The following is a 14,104-nucleotide window of genomic DNA, read 5'->3' on the forward strand; positions in this document are numbered from 1 at the left end:
TCATTTGCCTCCGAGTTTCAGGGAGTTGATGGAGATCAGCAGGTCCGGGGAAATGCCGTAGCCGCTGGAGGAGCCGAAAACGGCCAGAGGATCATAGCTCGTGGAGGGATTTTGCATCTCCCACATGATGGTGAAACGCTCGAGCAGCTTGCCGACCTTTTCAGGATTTTGCAGATCCTTGATATTGATGGATTTTTCGATGAGCGCGGCCTGTTTTTCGACGCTTCCTGCCGCAATTTCGTCAGGCAGGTTGTAGGCGGTGCGGAACACCTGCGCGAGCGCGTCGTCGGCTAGAAAATCGAGACCCGATTTGATCGTTGGTGCCTTGCGCTCGAAGTAAAGAGCAAGCCGGACACCGTTATTGTCGCCGCCCGCCTCCTGCTCCAGCGTCTGGCGGGTGTATTTGCTGATGATGCCGGACTGTGCCGCTTCGGTCGCAGTTGCAGCTGCACCGAGACTTGCAAAGTCGAGCGATTTCGCAAGGTCCGAATAGCGGCTGTCGGAAAGCTTGTTGGCGAAGGCGTTCTTGTCGGCCGTGCCTTCGGTCAGCACCTTGCGGATGAAGGCTTTCGCATACGCCATGTCCTCGAGGCCGTTGGCTTTCAGCGCATAATTGTAAAGACGGGTATCGGCCATGAAGTCGTCGACGGATTTCACGCTGCCGATCTTCGACCGGTAATATTCGGTTTCGCGCGCCACGTCGGGTTGCTTCGACAAACGCTCAAGCGATTTGCCGATGTCCTGACTGATCAGTCTGTAGCTGGTGTAGGTGGAAGTCACTGAACCGCCGCTCTCGTTTGATCCCGATACCAAGGCGCACGTCCGCCTTTGTCGGGATAATGCCGGATGTTGCTTGTGCGAAACTGGCTGCAGTGACGAGGGACAGAGGCTCCGCGGACAGGTTCACGCAAGCCACATTTTCTAGAGATGGCGGCATGGAACACTGTTCGGGCGTGGTCGATCAATGAATATTGTAATTGGACTTATAATCACCTTCGGCTGCATCATCGGCGGCTACATGGCGATGGGCGGCCATCTGGACGTGCTGGTTCAGCCGTTCGAATTGTTGATTATCGGCGGTGCCGGCCTCGGCGGCTTCATCATGGCGAACCCGATGAAGGTCGTGAAGGATTCGGGCAAGGCGCTCGGCGAGGCCTTCAAGCACTCGGTCCCGAAGGAGCGCAACTATCTCGACGTACTCGGCGTACTTTATTCGCTGATGCGCGACCTGCGCACGAAATCGCGCAACGAGATCGAGGCGCATATCGACAATCCGGAAGAATCCTCGATCTTCCAGAGCGCACCCTCGGTGCTGAAGAACAAGGAGCTGACGTCGTTTATCTGTGACTACGTCCGCCTCATCATCATCGGCAACGCGCGCAGCCACGAAATCGAAGCACTGATGGACGAGGAAATCGAGACCATCCTGCACGACAAGCTGAAACCTTACCACGCGATCACCACCATGGGCGATTCCTTTCCCGCCATCGGTATCGTCGCGGCGGTTCTCGGCGTCATCAAGGCCATGGGCAAGATCAACGAATCACCGGAAGTGCTGGGCGGCCTCATCGGCGCCGCACTGGTGGGCACCATGCTCGGCATCATCCTGTCCTATTCGATCTGCAACCCGCTCGCTTCGCAGGTCAAGATCGTCCGCACCAAGCAGCACCGCCTCTACATCATCGTCAAGCAGACGCTGATCGCCTACATGAACGGCTCGGTGCCGCAGGTCGCGCTTGAATACGGGCGCAAGACCATCTCCAACTACGAGCGGCCGTCCATCGACGCCGTCGAACAGGAGATGATGAACCCCGGCGGCGAAAACAAGGCGGCATGACCATGGCTAAAGCTGCACAGCAAAGAGCACCCGTCATCGACACGTCGCTGCTCGCGAAACTTACGGGCGGGCTTTCCGACCGCAAGACAATCGCGAAGGTCGGCTCCGATATCGGCCATCTCTACAGCGAATTCCTGCCTGATATCTTTCACAGCGAGACCGGCATTGCGATAGACGTCGAATATATCGGCTCAGAATCGGGGCTGATGACCGATCTCATCGCCAATATTGGCGGCAATTTCTCGGTTGCGGATTGTTCTTTGCGCAACTGGTGCCCCAATTTCATGATGGCGGTCGGCAACGGCTTCGTCATCGCGCTCATGGAGCGCATGCTGGGCGCCGCCGCCGACACCATCGGCGAGCCGGACGAGCGCAGCCTGTCCCCACATCGAACTCGACCTGGCGGCCATGGTTCTCGGGCGCATCGGGGGTGTCCTGCGGTCGGGCGTCAACGCGCCGGGCGGTTTCGAGGCGACGATCGACCCGCCCTTTACGGCCAATGGAAAAAGCGCCTTCGAGGAGATGATCGCCGGCCTCTACGGTGTGACAGTCCGCATGAAGATCGCCATCGGCAAGGTTTCTTCGGAATTCGCGCTGATCGTGCCGCAGCGGCCCCTGCTCAAGACCTCCATCGCCGCTCCCAAGGCTTCAGCCCAGGCGCTGAAGAAGCAGGCGGAATGGGTGGATTTGATCTCTGAGCAGGTGAAAAGATCGCAGGTAACGCTCGAGGCGCGCATCAAGCTCGAAACCTTGACCCTGCGGACGATCTCCAGGCTGGTGGCTGGCGACGTCATTCCGTTTCAGGATCTGAAGCAGGACGACATCGGCGTCGAGGTCAGCGCCAACGGCTCCAAGCTCTATAATTGTGAATTCGGCAAGTCCGGCGACCGCTACATGGTTCGGGTAAAGAACAATGTCAGCACGGACGACGAGATCTTGCGACATCTGATGGGTTAAAACCTGTCCACCTTTTTTGGGTTCTGGGCAGGCTGACGCAAGTTTCAAAGGGAATAATCAGCGCATGGCTACGAAGAAAACACCTGTGACCGATGATATGGCGCTGCCGTCGCTTGAAGATGGCGGTGAGCTCGACCAGGCTATCGGCGATCTGCGTGGCGTCCTCAAGACGGATGCGGAAGGTTCGCTGTCCGACTTTGGCGACTTCGGGGATTTCGGGAGCGTTGACGACGCTTCCGCCGACAGCGACCTTTCCGCCTTCGGTGGCGGAGCGGGCGATTTTGCTATGAACGATTTCGCGGCCACCCCACAGGTCGCGGGCATCAAGGCGCCGCTCGGCAGTGGCCTGTCCGACAATATGGACCTGATCATGGATATCCCGATCGATGTCCAGATCGTTCTCGGCACCAGCCGCATGCTCGTCTCGGGTCTGATGAGCCTTGAAGAGGGTGCAACGATCGCGCTTGACCGCAAGATCGGTGAACCGGTCGAGATCATGGTGAATGGCCGCCGTATTGCGCGCGGTGAAATAACGGTACTTGAAGACGACGATACGCGCTTCGGCGTAAAATTGATTGAAGTAATGAGTACGAGAAAAGCCTGATCCCTGTGGGGACGGAGAGGAAAGACCATGATGGACTTCGAGGATTTCGGTAACCCGCTGGCAGGGAAGCCGTTGTCTCAGGCCGACAAGGCGGCCGCGGTGCTTCTTGCCATGGGCAAGGGCGTCGCCGGCAAGCTGCTGAAATTTTTCACGCAGCACGAATTGCAGATGATCATTTCCTCGGCCCAGACGCTGCGTGTCATTCCCCCTGACGAACTCGCCCAGATCGTGGCGGAGTTCGAAGACCTGTTCACGGAAGGAACGGGTCTGATGGACAATGCCAAGGCGATCGAAAGCATTCTCGAAGAGGGCCTGACACCGGAGGAGGTGGACAGCCTTCTCGGCCGTCGTGCAGCCTTCCAGGCCTATGAAGCGTCGATCTGGGATCGCCTGCAGGAAGCGGAGCCGGAATTCGTCGGCAAGTTCCTGCTGCGCGAGCATCCCCAGACCATCGCCTATATCCTCTCCATGCTGCCCTCGTCCTTCGGTGCCAAGGTCCTTCTGACCATTCCCGAAGAGCAGCGCGCCGATATCATGAACCGCACGGTGAACATGAAGGAAGTCAGCCCCACGGCTGCCCAGATCATCGAGAAGCGTGTGGTCAACCTCATCAACGAGATCGAAGCAGAGCGCAATGCGGGCGGCTCCACGAAGGTTGCCGACCTGATGAACGAAATGGAAAAGCCGCAGGTCGATACGCTGCTCAGCTCGCTCGAAACGCTCAGCAAGGAAGCTGCCAACAAGGTCAAGCCGAAGATCTTCCTCTTCGACGATCTCATGTTCATGCCGCAGCGCAGCCGCGTCCTGCTGCTCAACGATGTCTCGGCGGACGTTCTCACCATGGCGCTGCGTGGCGCAACCATGGAAATCAAGGAGTGTGTGCTGTCCAGCATCAGCCCGCGCCAGCGCCGCATGATCGAATCGGACCTCGCCGTGCCGCAGGCTTCTATCAACACCCGCGAAGTGGCGATTGCACGCCGCGCCGTGGCGCAGGAAGCGATCCGGCTGGCCAATTCCGGTCAGATTCAGCTGAAGGAAGCCTCCACAGAGGAACAATCCGCAGCAGCCTGAGCGGAAGCCGGTTGATAACCCGCCTCACAGGCAATGCCGGCCATTGCGATGGCCGGTCTCGGGCGCTAGTTTCGGAATGACGGCCTGCCGCGATCGGCGGGCCTTTTTTTATCCCGGGAACGTGCCTTGGCAGACGATCAGGACAAGGACAGTAAAACAGAAGACCCAACGGAGAAAAAACTCCGTGATGCGGCGGAAAAGGGCAATCTTCCCTTTTCCCGCGAGGTGCCGATCTTTGCTTCGTCACTCGCCTTTTACTGCTATCTGGTTTTCTTTTTGCCCGACGGCGCCGGTCGCCTCGGCGTAACGCTGAAGGACCTGTTCGGCCAGCCCGAACAATGGAATCTCAGCACTAGGCCGGATGCCCTGTCGCTGCTTTATTTCCTCGGCACGTCCATGGCCTATCTGCTCATGCCGGCCATGATCATGTTCATCGTCTTCGGCCTTGCCTCCTCGTTTTTCCAGAACCTGCCGTCGCCCGTGCTTGAGAGGGTGCGTCCGCAATGGTCGCGCATCTCGCCGGCAAAGGGGTTCGGCCGCATCTACAGCAAGCAGGGATTTGTGGAATTCGGCAAATCGCTGTTCAAGATCTTGATCGTTTCGATCATCATGTTCCTGTCTCTGCGCGGCGATTTCTACAGTCTCATCGACCTGATGTTCTCCGACCCGCAGGTCATTTTCGTCAGGGTTGTCGAGCTCACCAAAAAGATGATGGTCGTGATTCTCTTTTCGACCGCGCTGCTTGCCGCCGTCGACCTTTTGTGGACGCGCCACCACTGGTTCAGCCAGCTGAAAATGACGAAGCATGAGGTGAAGGAAGAATACAAGCAATCGCAGGGCGACCCGGTGGTCAAAGCCCGTCAGCGTTCGGTCGCCCGTGACCGCGCCCGCCGCCGCATGATCGACAATGTGCCGCGCGCGACACTGGTGATTGCCAACCCGACACACTTTGCAGTGGCGTTGCGTTACGTTCGCGAAGAAGGCGACGCGCCTGTCGTCGTTGCCAAGGGTCAGGACCTTATCGCATTGAAAATCCGCGAGATTGCGGAAAAAAATAATATCCCCGTTTTTGAAGATCCGCCGCTCGCACGCTCCATGTTTGCGCAAGTCTCGATCGATAGTGTGATTCCACCAGCTTTTTACAAGGCTGTAGCTGAGCTCGTTCATCGGGTTTACGCCATGAAGTCATCGAAAATACGGGTTCAATAAAACCAATGAAAAAATCCGCCTATTCTGAAAAGCGGGAAATGATCGTCGCAGAGGCGATCAACCCGATCGCCACCGAACTGCGCCTGCTCGATCCGGCCGACCTGATTTCATTGCTCAGATTCGAGTGCTACGGCAGCATTGCCGACCTCGTCTCGTCGGCCGCGGAGCTTTATTATCATCCGGGCACGATCAATTTCGGTGCCGGTGGCGAATACAGGCTCGAATGGGAAGGGGCGCCGGAGATCGTCCTCGATCTCGAACTGAAACCGCACGGCGCGACGGTTTATGCGCAATTGATTCTGGCCAACGAGCACGCTGCGGTCGAGATCAATCATGTTTCGTTTCAGAACCCTTCGGAAAATCCGGACGAGAACACCGAATTTCTCCGTCAGAGCCTGACGGCTGCCCGATTCGTGTCGGCCCGCCAAGGCGAAGCTGCCTGAACCAGTCCAGCGGACATTTTCATATATTATCCATTGCGCCTTCCGAATTCGCGGGCGCGATGGCTTCATTCGGGCACTTTTTCACCCGACCTTGCCTGAAGCGTGTCGGTTTATGCAAAACCGGCCTGTGAAGGCAAGGAACGCCTTGCAAATCAGCGTTGTTGTTTGGTACCTATCGAATTAACGATTTGTTAACGAACGGCAGGTCGCGGTGGCTCTTTTTACCATCGCTGATGCGCATGATGCCTCTGCTCGTTTTCGGCGCAGCGCCGGATTTTTCCTGACAGTACCAATTGGGTGGACCCAATGACCAGCATTTTGACCAATGCGGCGGCGATGGCCGCGCTGCAAACCTTGCGCATGATCGACAAGAATCTCGAGACGACGCAGGCGCGTGTGTCGTCCGGCTATCGTGTCGAAACAGCGGCGGATAATGCCGCCTACTGGTCTATCTCCACAACCATGCGCTCCGACAATGCAGCGCTCTCGGCCGTGCAGGATGCATTGGGACTGGGCGCCGCCAAGGTTGATACGGCCTATGACGCCCTTGCGAACTCGATCGAGGTCGTCAAGAAAATCAAGGAAAAGCTTGTCGCCGCCTATGGCGTCGGGGCTGACCGCGGCAAGATCCAGGACGAAATCAAGCAGCTTCAGGAACAGCTGAAGAGCACGTCGGAATCTGCCTCCTTCTCCGGCGAGAACTGGCTGCAGGCCAGCATCAGCAATGGTGGCACGCCGCCGGTTGTAGAACCCATCACCAAAAAGGTCGTCGCGTCCTTCACGCGCACCGGTTCGGGCAATGTCGGCGTCACCACGGTTGACTATGTGCTGGACGGCAGTGCCGTGCTTTTCGACCTCAGCGGCGGAAAACTCGGTATTCTCGACAAGAGCGCCGTTTTTGTCGCGAAGACGGAACAACAGATCACCCAAACATCGACGACAGCCGGCGTGACCACCAATGCGGGTTACGTCGTCAAGAAATTGACGGACGCCGAAATCGGCACGCTGAATGCGGCGACGCCGGATACGAATGCCGACCCGAGCGTCTACAGCAACGGAACGGTGAATTATCTTCGTTTGTCCGAGAATACCTGGGTCAAGGTGACGGCGACCAACCCTTCGAGCGGCACCACCACCGTCGCGGCGGCCTATCGGGACACAGGCAGCAACGATTGGTTCTATGACACGACCGGTGCGCCGACCTCCGTTGCCAGATCCCTCGGTCTTTCCGTCTCCACGCTCGATCTCGACAATCTCGATGTCGTGGCGGCAGCCATGAGCGGTTTTTCCGGTGGCACCACGAACTACACCGCTTCCGACGCCATCGATGTGATGATGAGTTTTGTCGACAAGCAGCTCGAAGCCATGACCAGTACGGCCTCCAGCCTCGGCTCACTACAGAGCCGCATCAACATGCAGGAAAACTTCGTCTCGAGCCTGATGGACGTGATCGACAAGGGTATCGGCCGTCTCGTGGATGCGGATATGAACGAGGAATCGACCAGGCTGAAGGCTCTGCAGACACAGCAGCAGCTCGGCATCCAGGCGCTCTCGATCGCCAATGCCAACGCGCAAAACATCCTTCAGCTCTTCAAGTAAACCGGCGTCGGTCCGGCTGGTTCGGGGGAGTTGGTTGCAAGGTTTCTGAAAACGGGGCCCGCCTTCATCCTCGCACAAGTTTGAACACCTAACGTCGGGGCAATATCGGGTGGATCGCATGGCGTGATCCGGCCGGAAACAATTGAAGAGACGGGCAGGGTAGCAAGGATGACGGTGGTGCCGCCAAACGGCTTAGATCGCAGGCAACGAAACATGTCTCGCCCCTTTGGCCTGTCTTGCCGGGGGCCGGCATGAGCGCGTCCATTGCAAGATATCTCAAGGATTTCGGTGACGTGCAGCCCGCGGGACTGACGTTCGGCGAACCGTTGGCGGATGTCGACGGCATTTCCGGTTTTGGCGATATTGCGTCCGGTTTCGATGAATTCGAGCCGCTCGACGTCGAAAGCGAAAAACAGGCCGCCTATGCCCGTGGTCACGAGGATGCGAGCCGCGAGATCACGGAGAAAATGCAGGCCGAGCGCGAGGAGCTTCTTGCCGCTCATGCCGCAGAACTCGAAGGCTTACGTTCCGTCTATCTGGAAGAAATTGCCGTTTTCCTGTCGCTAAGGCTGCGTGAAGGCATCGATGCGATCGCGACCAATCTCAGCGAACAGACCGCCAATATCCTTGCCCCGGTTCTGACCGAAGAGCTGTCGCTGAAGGCGGTTTCGGCGCTTGCGGATGTCGTTCGCGCTTCCATGCCGGATGGCGAGGCCGTGACCCTTGTCGTGAAAGGCCCGAAAGATTTGTTTGAGCAGCTGAAGACGCAGCCGGGCTTTGAAGAAGAGACGATGAAATTTATCGAGACGGCAGATATCGACCTCTCCGTTGAGTTGGGTGAAAGCGTGTTCGTCACGCGCATGTCCGCCTGGGCGTCCAGTCTTCGCAAGGTGATGAAATGAGTGAAGGCGAAAATCACCACCACGGCAAGAACGAGATCATCATCGTCAAACGCCACAAGGGCGGGCACGATGGCGCCCATGGCGGCGCGTGGAAGATCGCTTATGCCGACTTCATGACGGCCATGATGGCGTTCTTCCTCGTCATGTGGCTGGTCAACGCCGCAAACGAGGAAACCAAGGCCTCGGTCGCCAGCTATTTCAATCCGATAAAGCTGTCCGATGAGAAACCCTCGTCCAAGGGGCTGGAAAAACCCGTGGACAAGGAAGAGGGCGTCGAGAAGAAAGACCAGTCCAACATAAAGGCGGAAAAGGTCACCCAGGGTTCAGCCGCCGCGACAGGTGAAGACCTGACCTCGCAGACCGGGGAGCAGTCGAACTTCTCAGAAGCGGACTTTTTCGAGAATCCCTATTCCGTTCTGGCGGAAATTGCCCAGCAGGTCGGGCAGCAGGCCAATGTCAGCGCCAAGGGCGAAGGTGGTGCTGCCGATTCCGGCCCGGCGACGGGTGCGAGCGGCGGTGAGGCTTACCGCGATCCCTTCGATCCCGATTTCTGGACCCAGCAGGTGAAGATCACACGTGCGGACCAGCAGCAAAATCCGGTCGAACAGCAGCAATCTGCCGAGAACAAGCAGCAGGACGCTGCCAAGGATAATGAAGCGGTTGCGGCTAAATCGTCTCAGCAGTCAGCCGATGGTGCAGATCACGGCAAGGCCATGGAAATCGCCGCCGTGGTGCCGCAGCAGCGGCCGGGTGCCGCCGAGCAGGCAGCACTTACGCAGCCTCAGCCGGAGCAGCAGCAGCAGCAGCAAGGTACTGCTGCGCAGAAGGAAGAGGCTAAAGAGCTGCGCCAAGAGATCGAGAAGCAGATATCCGGCATCAGCGGCAAGCTCGCCGAAGGTCTGGTGGTGACGCCCGCCGAAGGCGGATTGCTGTTGACCATTTCCGACCAGACGGAAACGCCGATGTTCAATGTCGGATCGGCTGTGCCCCGCGGCGAAATGGTCCTGGCCATGGAGAAGATCGGCAAGTTGCTTCAGGAGCGTGGCGGCAGCGTGGTAATCCGCGGCCATACCGATGGACGCCAGTTCAAGGGTGAGGCCAATGACAATTGGCGGCTTTCCATGGACCGCGCGCATAGCGCCTATTACATGCTGGTTCGCGGCGGCCTGTCGGAAGAGCGGGTGAAACAGGTTTCGGGTTTTGCGGACCGCAGATTGCAGGTGCCGGCAGACCCGCTGGCGAATGCGAACCGCCGTATCGAAATCCTGCTTGAGGCCGATCGGGGGTGAGTGTGACGAAATCCTCGAAACGTTGGGTTTTTCTTGCGGCGACACTGTGTGGTCTCGGTGCCGAACCGGCGAAGGTTTTTGCGCAATCGCAAGACAACCTCATGCCCTATGCCATGTTGCGCTCCCTGCAGTTCGTGCAGGATTCGGTCACCATGGGAGACCATTCGGCAACCGAAATGCAGCGGTTTCTGCTCCAGACGATCGACGAGCGGCTTAAGAGCGCACCTTCGGCGATCTTCAAGGATCCGCGCAATGTCGATGCGGCGCTTGTCTACGCGATGAGCGGCGGCAATCCGGCCACGCTCGAATTGCTCGTCGCGCGGGATGTGGACGGCAATTTCGACAGCCGCGTCGCCGATATTCTGCGCAAATATCTGTCCGGCAAGGGAACGCTGGTCGCCCAGAGCATCGCGGCCATGGTGCCCGAGTATCGCGGCACGAGAATTGGCGCCTATCTTGCACTGATCGGCGGCAATGTGACGATCCCCCGCGATCCGGTGGCTGCCCTCGGTTTCTATGACATAGCCCGGCTCGAAGCGCCCGGTACCATCGTGGAGGAGGCTGCACTCCGCCGCTCGCTTGCTATCGCCGTTGAAGACGGCGATGCCGGGCGTGGCGTCGAATATGCACAGCGTTACGCGCGGCGGTTCCTGCATTCGCCCTATGCCAGCCAGTTCGCGGACCTTCTGGTCTCACTGGTGGTCAAACGTGTCGATTCCATCGGGCACGACACGATAGAGGAAACATTCGCCATGATGGACGCGGAGAGGCAGAAGGAAGCTTATCTACGCCTGTCCCGTCTCGCGGCGATCAGCGGCAAGGATTCGCTGGCGCGCATGGCGGCGTTAAAGGCGAAAGCGCTGTCGCCGGATATGCCGGACCAGCCGCAAGTTCAGGCAAATCTCTATGAAAGCCTTTCCAATATCGGCACGCCCGATGTGGTGAGCGCGATTGAAACAATCGGGCAAATTCCCGAGGCCCAGCTTTCGGATCGCGACAGGGCCCTGCGGGACGCGGCAAGGGCAATCGCCGACCAGGTGGTTCGTCCGCCTTCCCCGCAGCCTGGCACCGATCCCGGTGTCACGGCAGGGCAGGGGGCCGGGTCGGGCGCGCCCGCGAATGAGGCCAGTGCCGAGACCAAGGGCATATGGAGAGTTGAAAACCACAAGGCTGAGGATGAGGGCGAGAACGTCCGGCAACTCGTGACGAGCGGCCGCAGTAAGCTCGATGAAATCGACAGCCTTTTGAAGAAAGGCGAGGGGGCACCATGATCGACGCAACCATCAACGCGATAGTGAATGCGCCATTTAACGATCCGCGCGCTGGCAGCGCCAGTGTGAGGGACGACGCCAAAGGCGGAAGTTTCGGCGACACCCTCGCGACGGTCAGGGAAGAGCGCCCGCCGCAGGCACCGCACTCGCGTCATCAGCAGGAAGCGGGATCGGCTGAGGAGCAGCATGCGCAACCGGATGACGATGCGGAAAAGACTGATGTGCCGGTCAAGCGGCCCCCGAGCTTCCTGAACGTGCTCGTCAAGGACCATTCCGGAGAAGGCCATGGTCACGAGGCGCTGGCGGAGCTTCAGAATGCGATTAAGACGGCGCACACATCGCCTGAAAACGGCAAACCTGGCAAGAAGGTCAAGGACGCCGACAAGGAGAGCCAGACGGCGGCGGATGCAATCGATCCGAAGCTGGCAGAGCTGCAGACGCTCACGGCCAATGTCGGCGATATCGTGACAGCCAAGACGCCCCTTGAGGAAATTGCGCAGGCGATTGCCGGCAAGGCCGATGTCAAATCCGAAAAGGTTGAAACTGTCAGGGGTAAGGCTGAGCCTCTGGCGAAGGACATGCACGCACGGACCGAGCTTGCCGGAAACGAAGCCGGATCCGGATCGGGCACTGAAGGCGACGCCTCGGCATTCCGCTTCGCATCTCCTCGTTCCGGCACGGCCCGCGCTCTCGATATGAGTACGGTTCAGCGGGATGGCCGCGTCGAGTTCGATGCCCGGGAAAGCAGCGGCAAGGCGACCGAGACGATTACGGTTCTCGATTCGCGGCGGTTCATTGGTCTGGCACCTTCATCCAACGCCTCGGCTCTGACTGGCCTCATCGCCAATGATTCTGAATGGGTTAGCGCCATGCAGCCCGGCTCGTCGCTGTCCAATGAGGCGGCCCAGAGCAGTACCGGCAAAGTCGTCCATACGCTGAAGCTGCACATGACGCCGATCGAGCTGGGATCGGTGACGATGTCGTTGCGTCTTGCCGGCGATGAGCTTGCCGTTCACATGACGGTGGAGAACGTGGCCGCCTACAAAAAGCTTCAGCAGGACAGCAAGAGCATCCTCGATGGCCTCAAGGCGCAGGGTCTGACGGTCGATAACATCACCATCAGCATTGCTTCTTCTGACAAGAGTGACCAAACGGGCACACAAGCCAACAATCAGCAAAATCAGCAGGCGCAGCAGCAAGGCCAACAGGCCGCCGCAGGGCGCAACCGTGACGAGTCCGGCACACGCGGCGGACGGCAGGGCAATGGTGATAATTTGGGGGTGCATAATGAAGGCATGGATGGCGCTCTTGGCTCTGCCCGCACTTCTGCTGACAACGGCGTTTACCTCTGAAAACGCCTCCGCTTCGGCAACGTCAGGTGTCTGTGAAAGGGAAATTCAGTCCGCCGCCCGCAAATACGGCGTGCCGGAGGGAATTCTCTATTCTGTCGGCCTGACCGAGACCGGTCGCAAGGGTCGGCTTGACCCCAACGCCATGAATATTGAGGGAAAACCGGTATTTGCCTCCTCCACCGAGGAGGCATTGACCACTTTCGAGACGGCAAAGCGCAACGGCGCCAAGCTGATCGACCTGGGATGCATGCAGATAAACCACTATTTCCATGGCGAAAACTTCACATCCGCGCGTGAAATGTTCGATCCGCGCCGCAATGTCGAATATGCCGCCATGTTCCTGCGCAATCTCCACAACAGGCACGAAACCTGGACCATGGCGGTCGCCCGCTATCATGCCGGGCCCAACAACGACCCGGCTCAAAAGAAATATGTCTGCCGGGTGATCGCCAATCTGGTGGCGACGGGCTACGGAAAATGGACCGCCAACGCGAAAAATTTCTGCGACGGATAACAACCATCGATTGTTTTGATGCGATCAAGGACTCGCAATTTGAAATGTGGCGAGAGAAAGCCCTAAAAAAGGCGCCGCAAGCGATTTTTTCGGATTTTTGAAATTTTTACACAAAAATTTTGTACCGTATATGGTTAACAACCACTATATATAGATCAAATCGGCACAAAATGGTTAATCAATTATTAATAACTATCGATGATTTCCTACAGTTGTCGCTGAATCCCCCGATTCGTACCAATGCCGCATTGGAAAACACCACACTGATTCGGAGGCGGACGAATGATCGTAGTGGTTGATGAGCGCGAGCTCGTTAAAGACGGCTATACTTCTCTATTTGGGCGTGAGGGCATCCCCTCGACCGGTTTCGATCCGGTCGAATTCGGGGAGTGGGTCTCGACGGCAGCGGACAGCGATCTGGCGGCCGTAGAGGCATTCCTGATCGGTCAGGGCGACCGGAGCTTCTCCTTGCCGAAGGCGATCAGGGATCGCACGACGGCACCGGTGATCGCGGTCAGCGACCAGCCCTCGCTGGAATCGACTCTGGCGCTGTTCGACAGCGGCGTCGATGACGTCGTGCGCAAGCCGGTTCACCCCCGTGAAATCCTTGCGCGTGCGGCGGCGATCCGTCGCCGCCTGCAGGTTATCTCGAATTTCACCGATGCGGGACCGATCCGGGTTTTCTCCGACGGTCGTGATCCCGAAGTTGGTGGCGAGGTCTTTGCCTTGCCGCGGCGCGAGCGCCGCATCCTTGAATATTTGATTGCCAATCGCGGACGCCGCGTTTCCAAGGCGCAGATTTTCAATGCCATCTACGGCATCTTCGATGATGACGTCGAAGAGAACGTCGTGGAAAGCCACATCAGCAAGCTTCGCAAGAAGCTTCGCAAGAAGCTCGGCTACGATCCGGTCGATTCCAAGCGTTTCCTCGGTTACAGCATTGATTGGCAATAATATTCATTCATCCGCGTGGTCTTTTTCAAACGCGGTATTTCAGACAGCTTCACGCAAGCCAAACGCTTTACCTTCTCCCTGAAGATGACCACGAGGGTTTTT

Annotated in this window: 13 protein-coding genes and 1 pseudogene; 13 read left to right on the plus strand and 1 reads right to left on the minus strand. The window is 58.2% G+C overall.

Annotated features, from left to right (window positions below; all coding sequences use genetic code 11):
• A complete protein-coding gene (locus QE432_RS15665; protein WP_306624886.1) occupies window positions 1–780 on the minus strand; it encodes a DUF1217 domain-containing protein in 780 nt (259 codons plus the stop codon).
• Window positions 781–964: 184 nt separating this feature from the next.
• Between QE432_RS15665 and motA the strand changes: the two genes are divergently transcribed.
• The 13 genes and pseudogenes from motA to rem all read left to right on the plus strand — a co-directional run bounded on the left by motA (window position 965) and on the right by rem (window position 14,002).
• Window positions 965–1,837, plus strand: a complete 873-nt coding sequence (gene motA, locus QE432_RS15670) for a flagellar motor stator protein MotA (RefSeq protein ID WP_003515090.1) — start codon at window positions 965–967, stop codon at window positions 1,835–1,837.
• Window positions 1,834–2,794, plus strand: a pseudogene (locus tag QE432_RS15675) (FliM/FliN family flagellar motor switch protein). The gene motA and the pseudogene QE432_RS15675 overlap by 4 nt, the downstream one beginning before the upstream one ends.
• A gap of 64 nt (window positions 2,795–2,858) precedes the next feature.
• Complete coding sequence (fliN, locus tag QE432_RS15680; protein WP_003515093.1) at window positions 2,859–3,398, plus strand: flagellar motor switch protein FliN; 540 nt, start codon at window positions 2,859–2,861, stop codon at window positions 3,396–3,398.
• A 27-nt stretch (window positions 3,399–3,425) separates the two neighbouring features.
• Window positions 3,426–4,469 carry a flagellar motor switch protein FliG gene (gene fliG / locus QE432_RS15685; protein ID WP_003515095.1) on the plus strand — a complete coding sequence of 348 codons (1,044 nt, stop codon included), beginning with the start codon at window positions 3,426–3,428 and terminating at the stop codon, window positions 4,467–4,469.
• 126 nt (window positions 4,470–4,595) lie between these two features.
• Window positions 4,596–5,678, plus strand: a complete 1,083-nt coding sequence (flhB, locus tag QE432_RS15690; RefSeq protein ID WP_003515096.1) for a flagellar biosynthesis protein FlhB — start codon at window positions 4,596–4,598, stop codon at window positions 5,676–5,678.
• Between the two features lie 5 nt (window positions 5,679–5,683).
• Window positions 5,684–6,121 (plus strand): hypothetical protein, encoded by a 438-nt coding sequence (locus QE432_RS15695; protein WP_003515097.1) that lies wholly within the window; start codon window positions 5,684–5,686, stop codon window positions 6,119–6,121.
• A 306-nt stretch (window positions 6,122–6,427) separates the two neighbouring features.
• Window positions 6,428–7,720 (plus strand): flagellin N-terminal helical domain-containing protein, encoded by a 1,293-nt coding sequence (locus tag QE432_RS15700; RefSeq protein WP_019564305.1) that lies wholly within the window; start codon window positions 6,428–6,430, stop codon window positions 7,718–7,720.
• A 251-nt stretch (window positions 7,721–7,971) separates the two neighbouring features.
• The gene (locus QE432_RS15705; RefSeq protein WP_306624889.1) at window positions 7,972–8,622 is read left to right on the plus strand and encodes a hypothetical protein; all 651 of its coding nucleotides are present in this window, start codon (window positions 7,972–7,974) and stop codon (window positions 8,620–8,622) included.
• Window positions 8,619–9,911, plus strand: coding sequence for a MotB family protein (locus tag QE432_RS15710; protein WP_306624891.1), 1,293 nt, complete (start codon window positions 8,619–8,621; stop codon window positions 9,909–9,911). The genes QE432_RS15705 and QE432_RS15710 overlap by 4 nt, the downstream gene beginning before the upstream one ends.
• On the plus strand, window positions 9,908–11,182 hold the full coding sequence (gene motC, locus QE432_RS15715; protein ID WP_306624893.1) for a chemotaxis protein MotC: 1,275 nt from the start codon (window positions 9,908–9,910) through the stop codon (window positions 11,180–11,182). The genes QE432_RS15710 and motC overlap by 4 nt, the downstream gene beginning before the upstream one ends.
• Window positions 11,179–12,534, plus strand: coding sequence for a flagellar hook-length control protein FliK (fliK, locus tag QE432_RS15720; RefSeq protein WP_306624895.1), 1,356 nt, complete (start codon window positions 11,179–11,181; stop codon window positions 12,532–12,534). The genes motC and fliK overlap by 4 nt, the downstream gene beginning before the upstream one ends.
• Window positions 12,482–13,048, plus strand: a complete 567-nt coding sequence (locus tag QE432_RS15725) for a lytic transglycosylase domain-containing protein (RefSeq protein WP_019564301.1) — start codon at window positions 12,482–12,484, stop codon at window positions 13,046–13,048. The genes fliK and QE432_RS15725 overlap by 53 nt, the downstream gene beginning before the upstream one ends.
• A gap of 282 nt (window positions 13,049–13,330) precedes the next feature.
• On the plus strand, window positions 13,331–14,002 hold the full coding sequence (gene rem / locus QE432_RS15730) for a transcriptional activator Rem (protein ID WP_003515107.1): 672 nt from the start codon (window positions 13,331–13,333) through the stop codon (window positions 14,000–14,002).
• Window positions 14,003–14,104 lie beyond the last annotated feature (102 nt).

It is taken from the genome of Agrobacterium sp. SORGH_AS_0745 (genome assembly GCF_030818995.1).
Lineage (GTDB): Bacteria > Pseudomonadota > Alphaproteobacteria > Rhizobiales > Rhizobiaceae > Agrobacterium > Agrobacterium tumefaciens.

What these genes read in the sequence shown, in the direction of transcription:
- motA (WP_003515090.1), top strand. Translation starts at nt 965, where the DNA reads ATGAATATTGTAATTGGACTTATAATCACCTTCGGCTGCATCATCGGC.
- fliN (WP_003515093.1), top strand. Translation starts at nt 2,859, where the DNA reads ATGGCTACGAAGAAAACACCTGTGACCGATGATATGGCGCTGCCGTCG.
- fliG (WP_003515095.1), top strand. Translation starts at nt 3,426, where the DNA reads ATGATGGACTTCGAGGATTTCGGTAACCCGCTGGCAGGGAAGCCGTTG.
- QE432_RS15695 (WP_003515097.1), top strand. Translation starts at nt 5,684, where the DNA reads ATGAAAAAATCCGCCTATTCTGAAAAGCGGGAAATGATCGTCGCAGAG.
- QE432_RS15700 (WP_019564305.1), top strand. Translation starts at nt 6,428, where the DNA reads ATGACCAGCATTTTGACCAATGCGGCGGCGATGGCCGCGCTGCAAACC.
- QE432_RS15705 (WP_306624889.1), top strand. Translation starts at nt 7,972, where the DNA reads ATGAGCGCGTCCATTGCAAGATATCTCAAGGATTTCGGTGACGTGCAG.
- QE432_RS15710 (WP_306624891.1), top strand. Translation starts at nt 8,619, where the DNA reads ATGAGTGAAGGCGAAAATCACCACCACGGCAAGAACGAGATCATCATC.
- fliK (WP_306624895.1), top strand. Translation starts at nt 11,179, where the DNA reads ATGATCGACGCAACCATCAACGCGATAGTGAATGCGCCATTTAACGAT.
- QE432_RS15725 (WP_019564301.1), top strand. Translation starts at nt 12,482, where the DNA reads ATGGCGCTCTTGGCTCTGCCCGCACTTCTGCTGACAACGGCGTTTACC.
- rem (WP_003515107.1), top strand. Translation starts at nt 13,331, where the DNA reads ATGATCGTAGTGGTTGATGAGCGCGAGCTCGTTAAAGACGGCTATACT.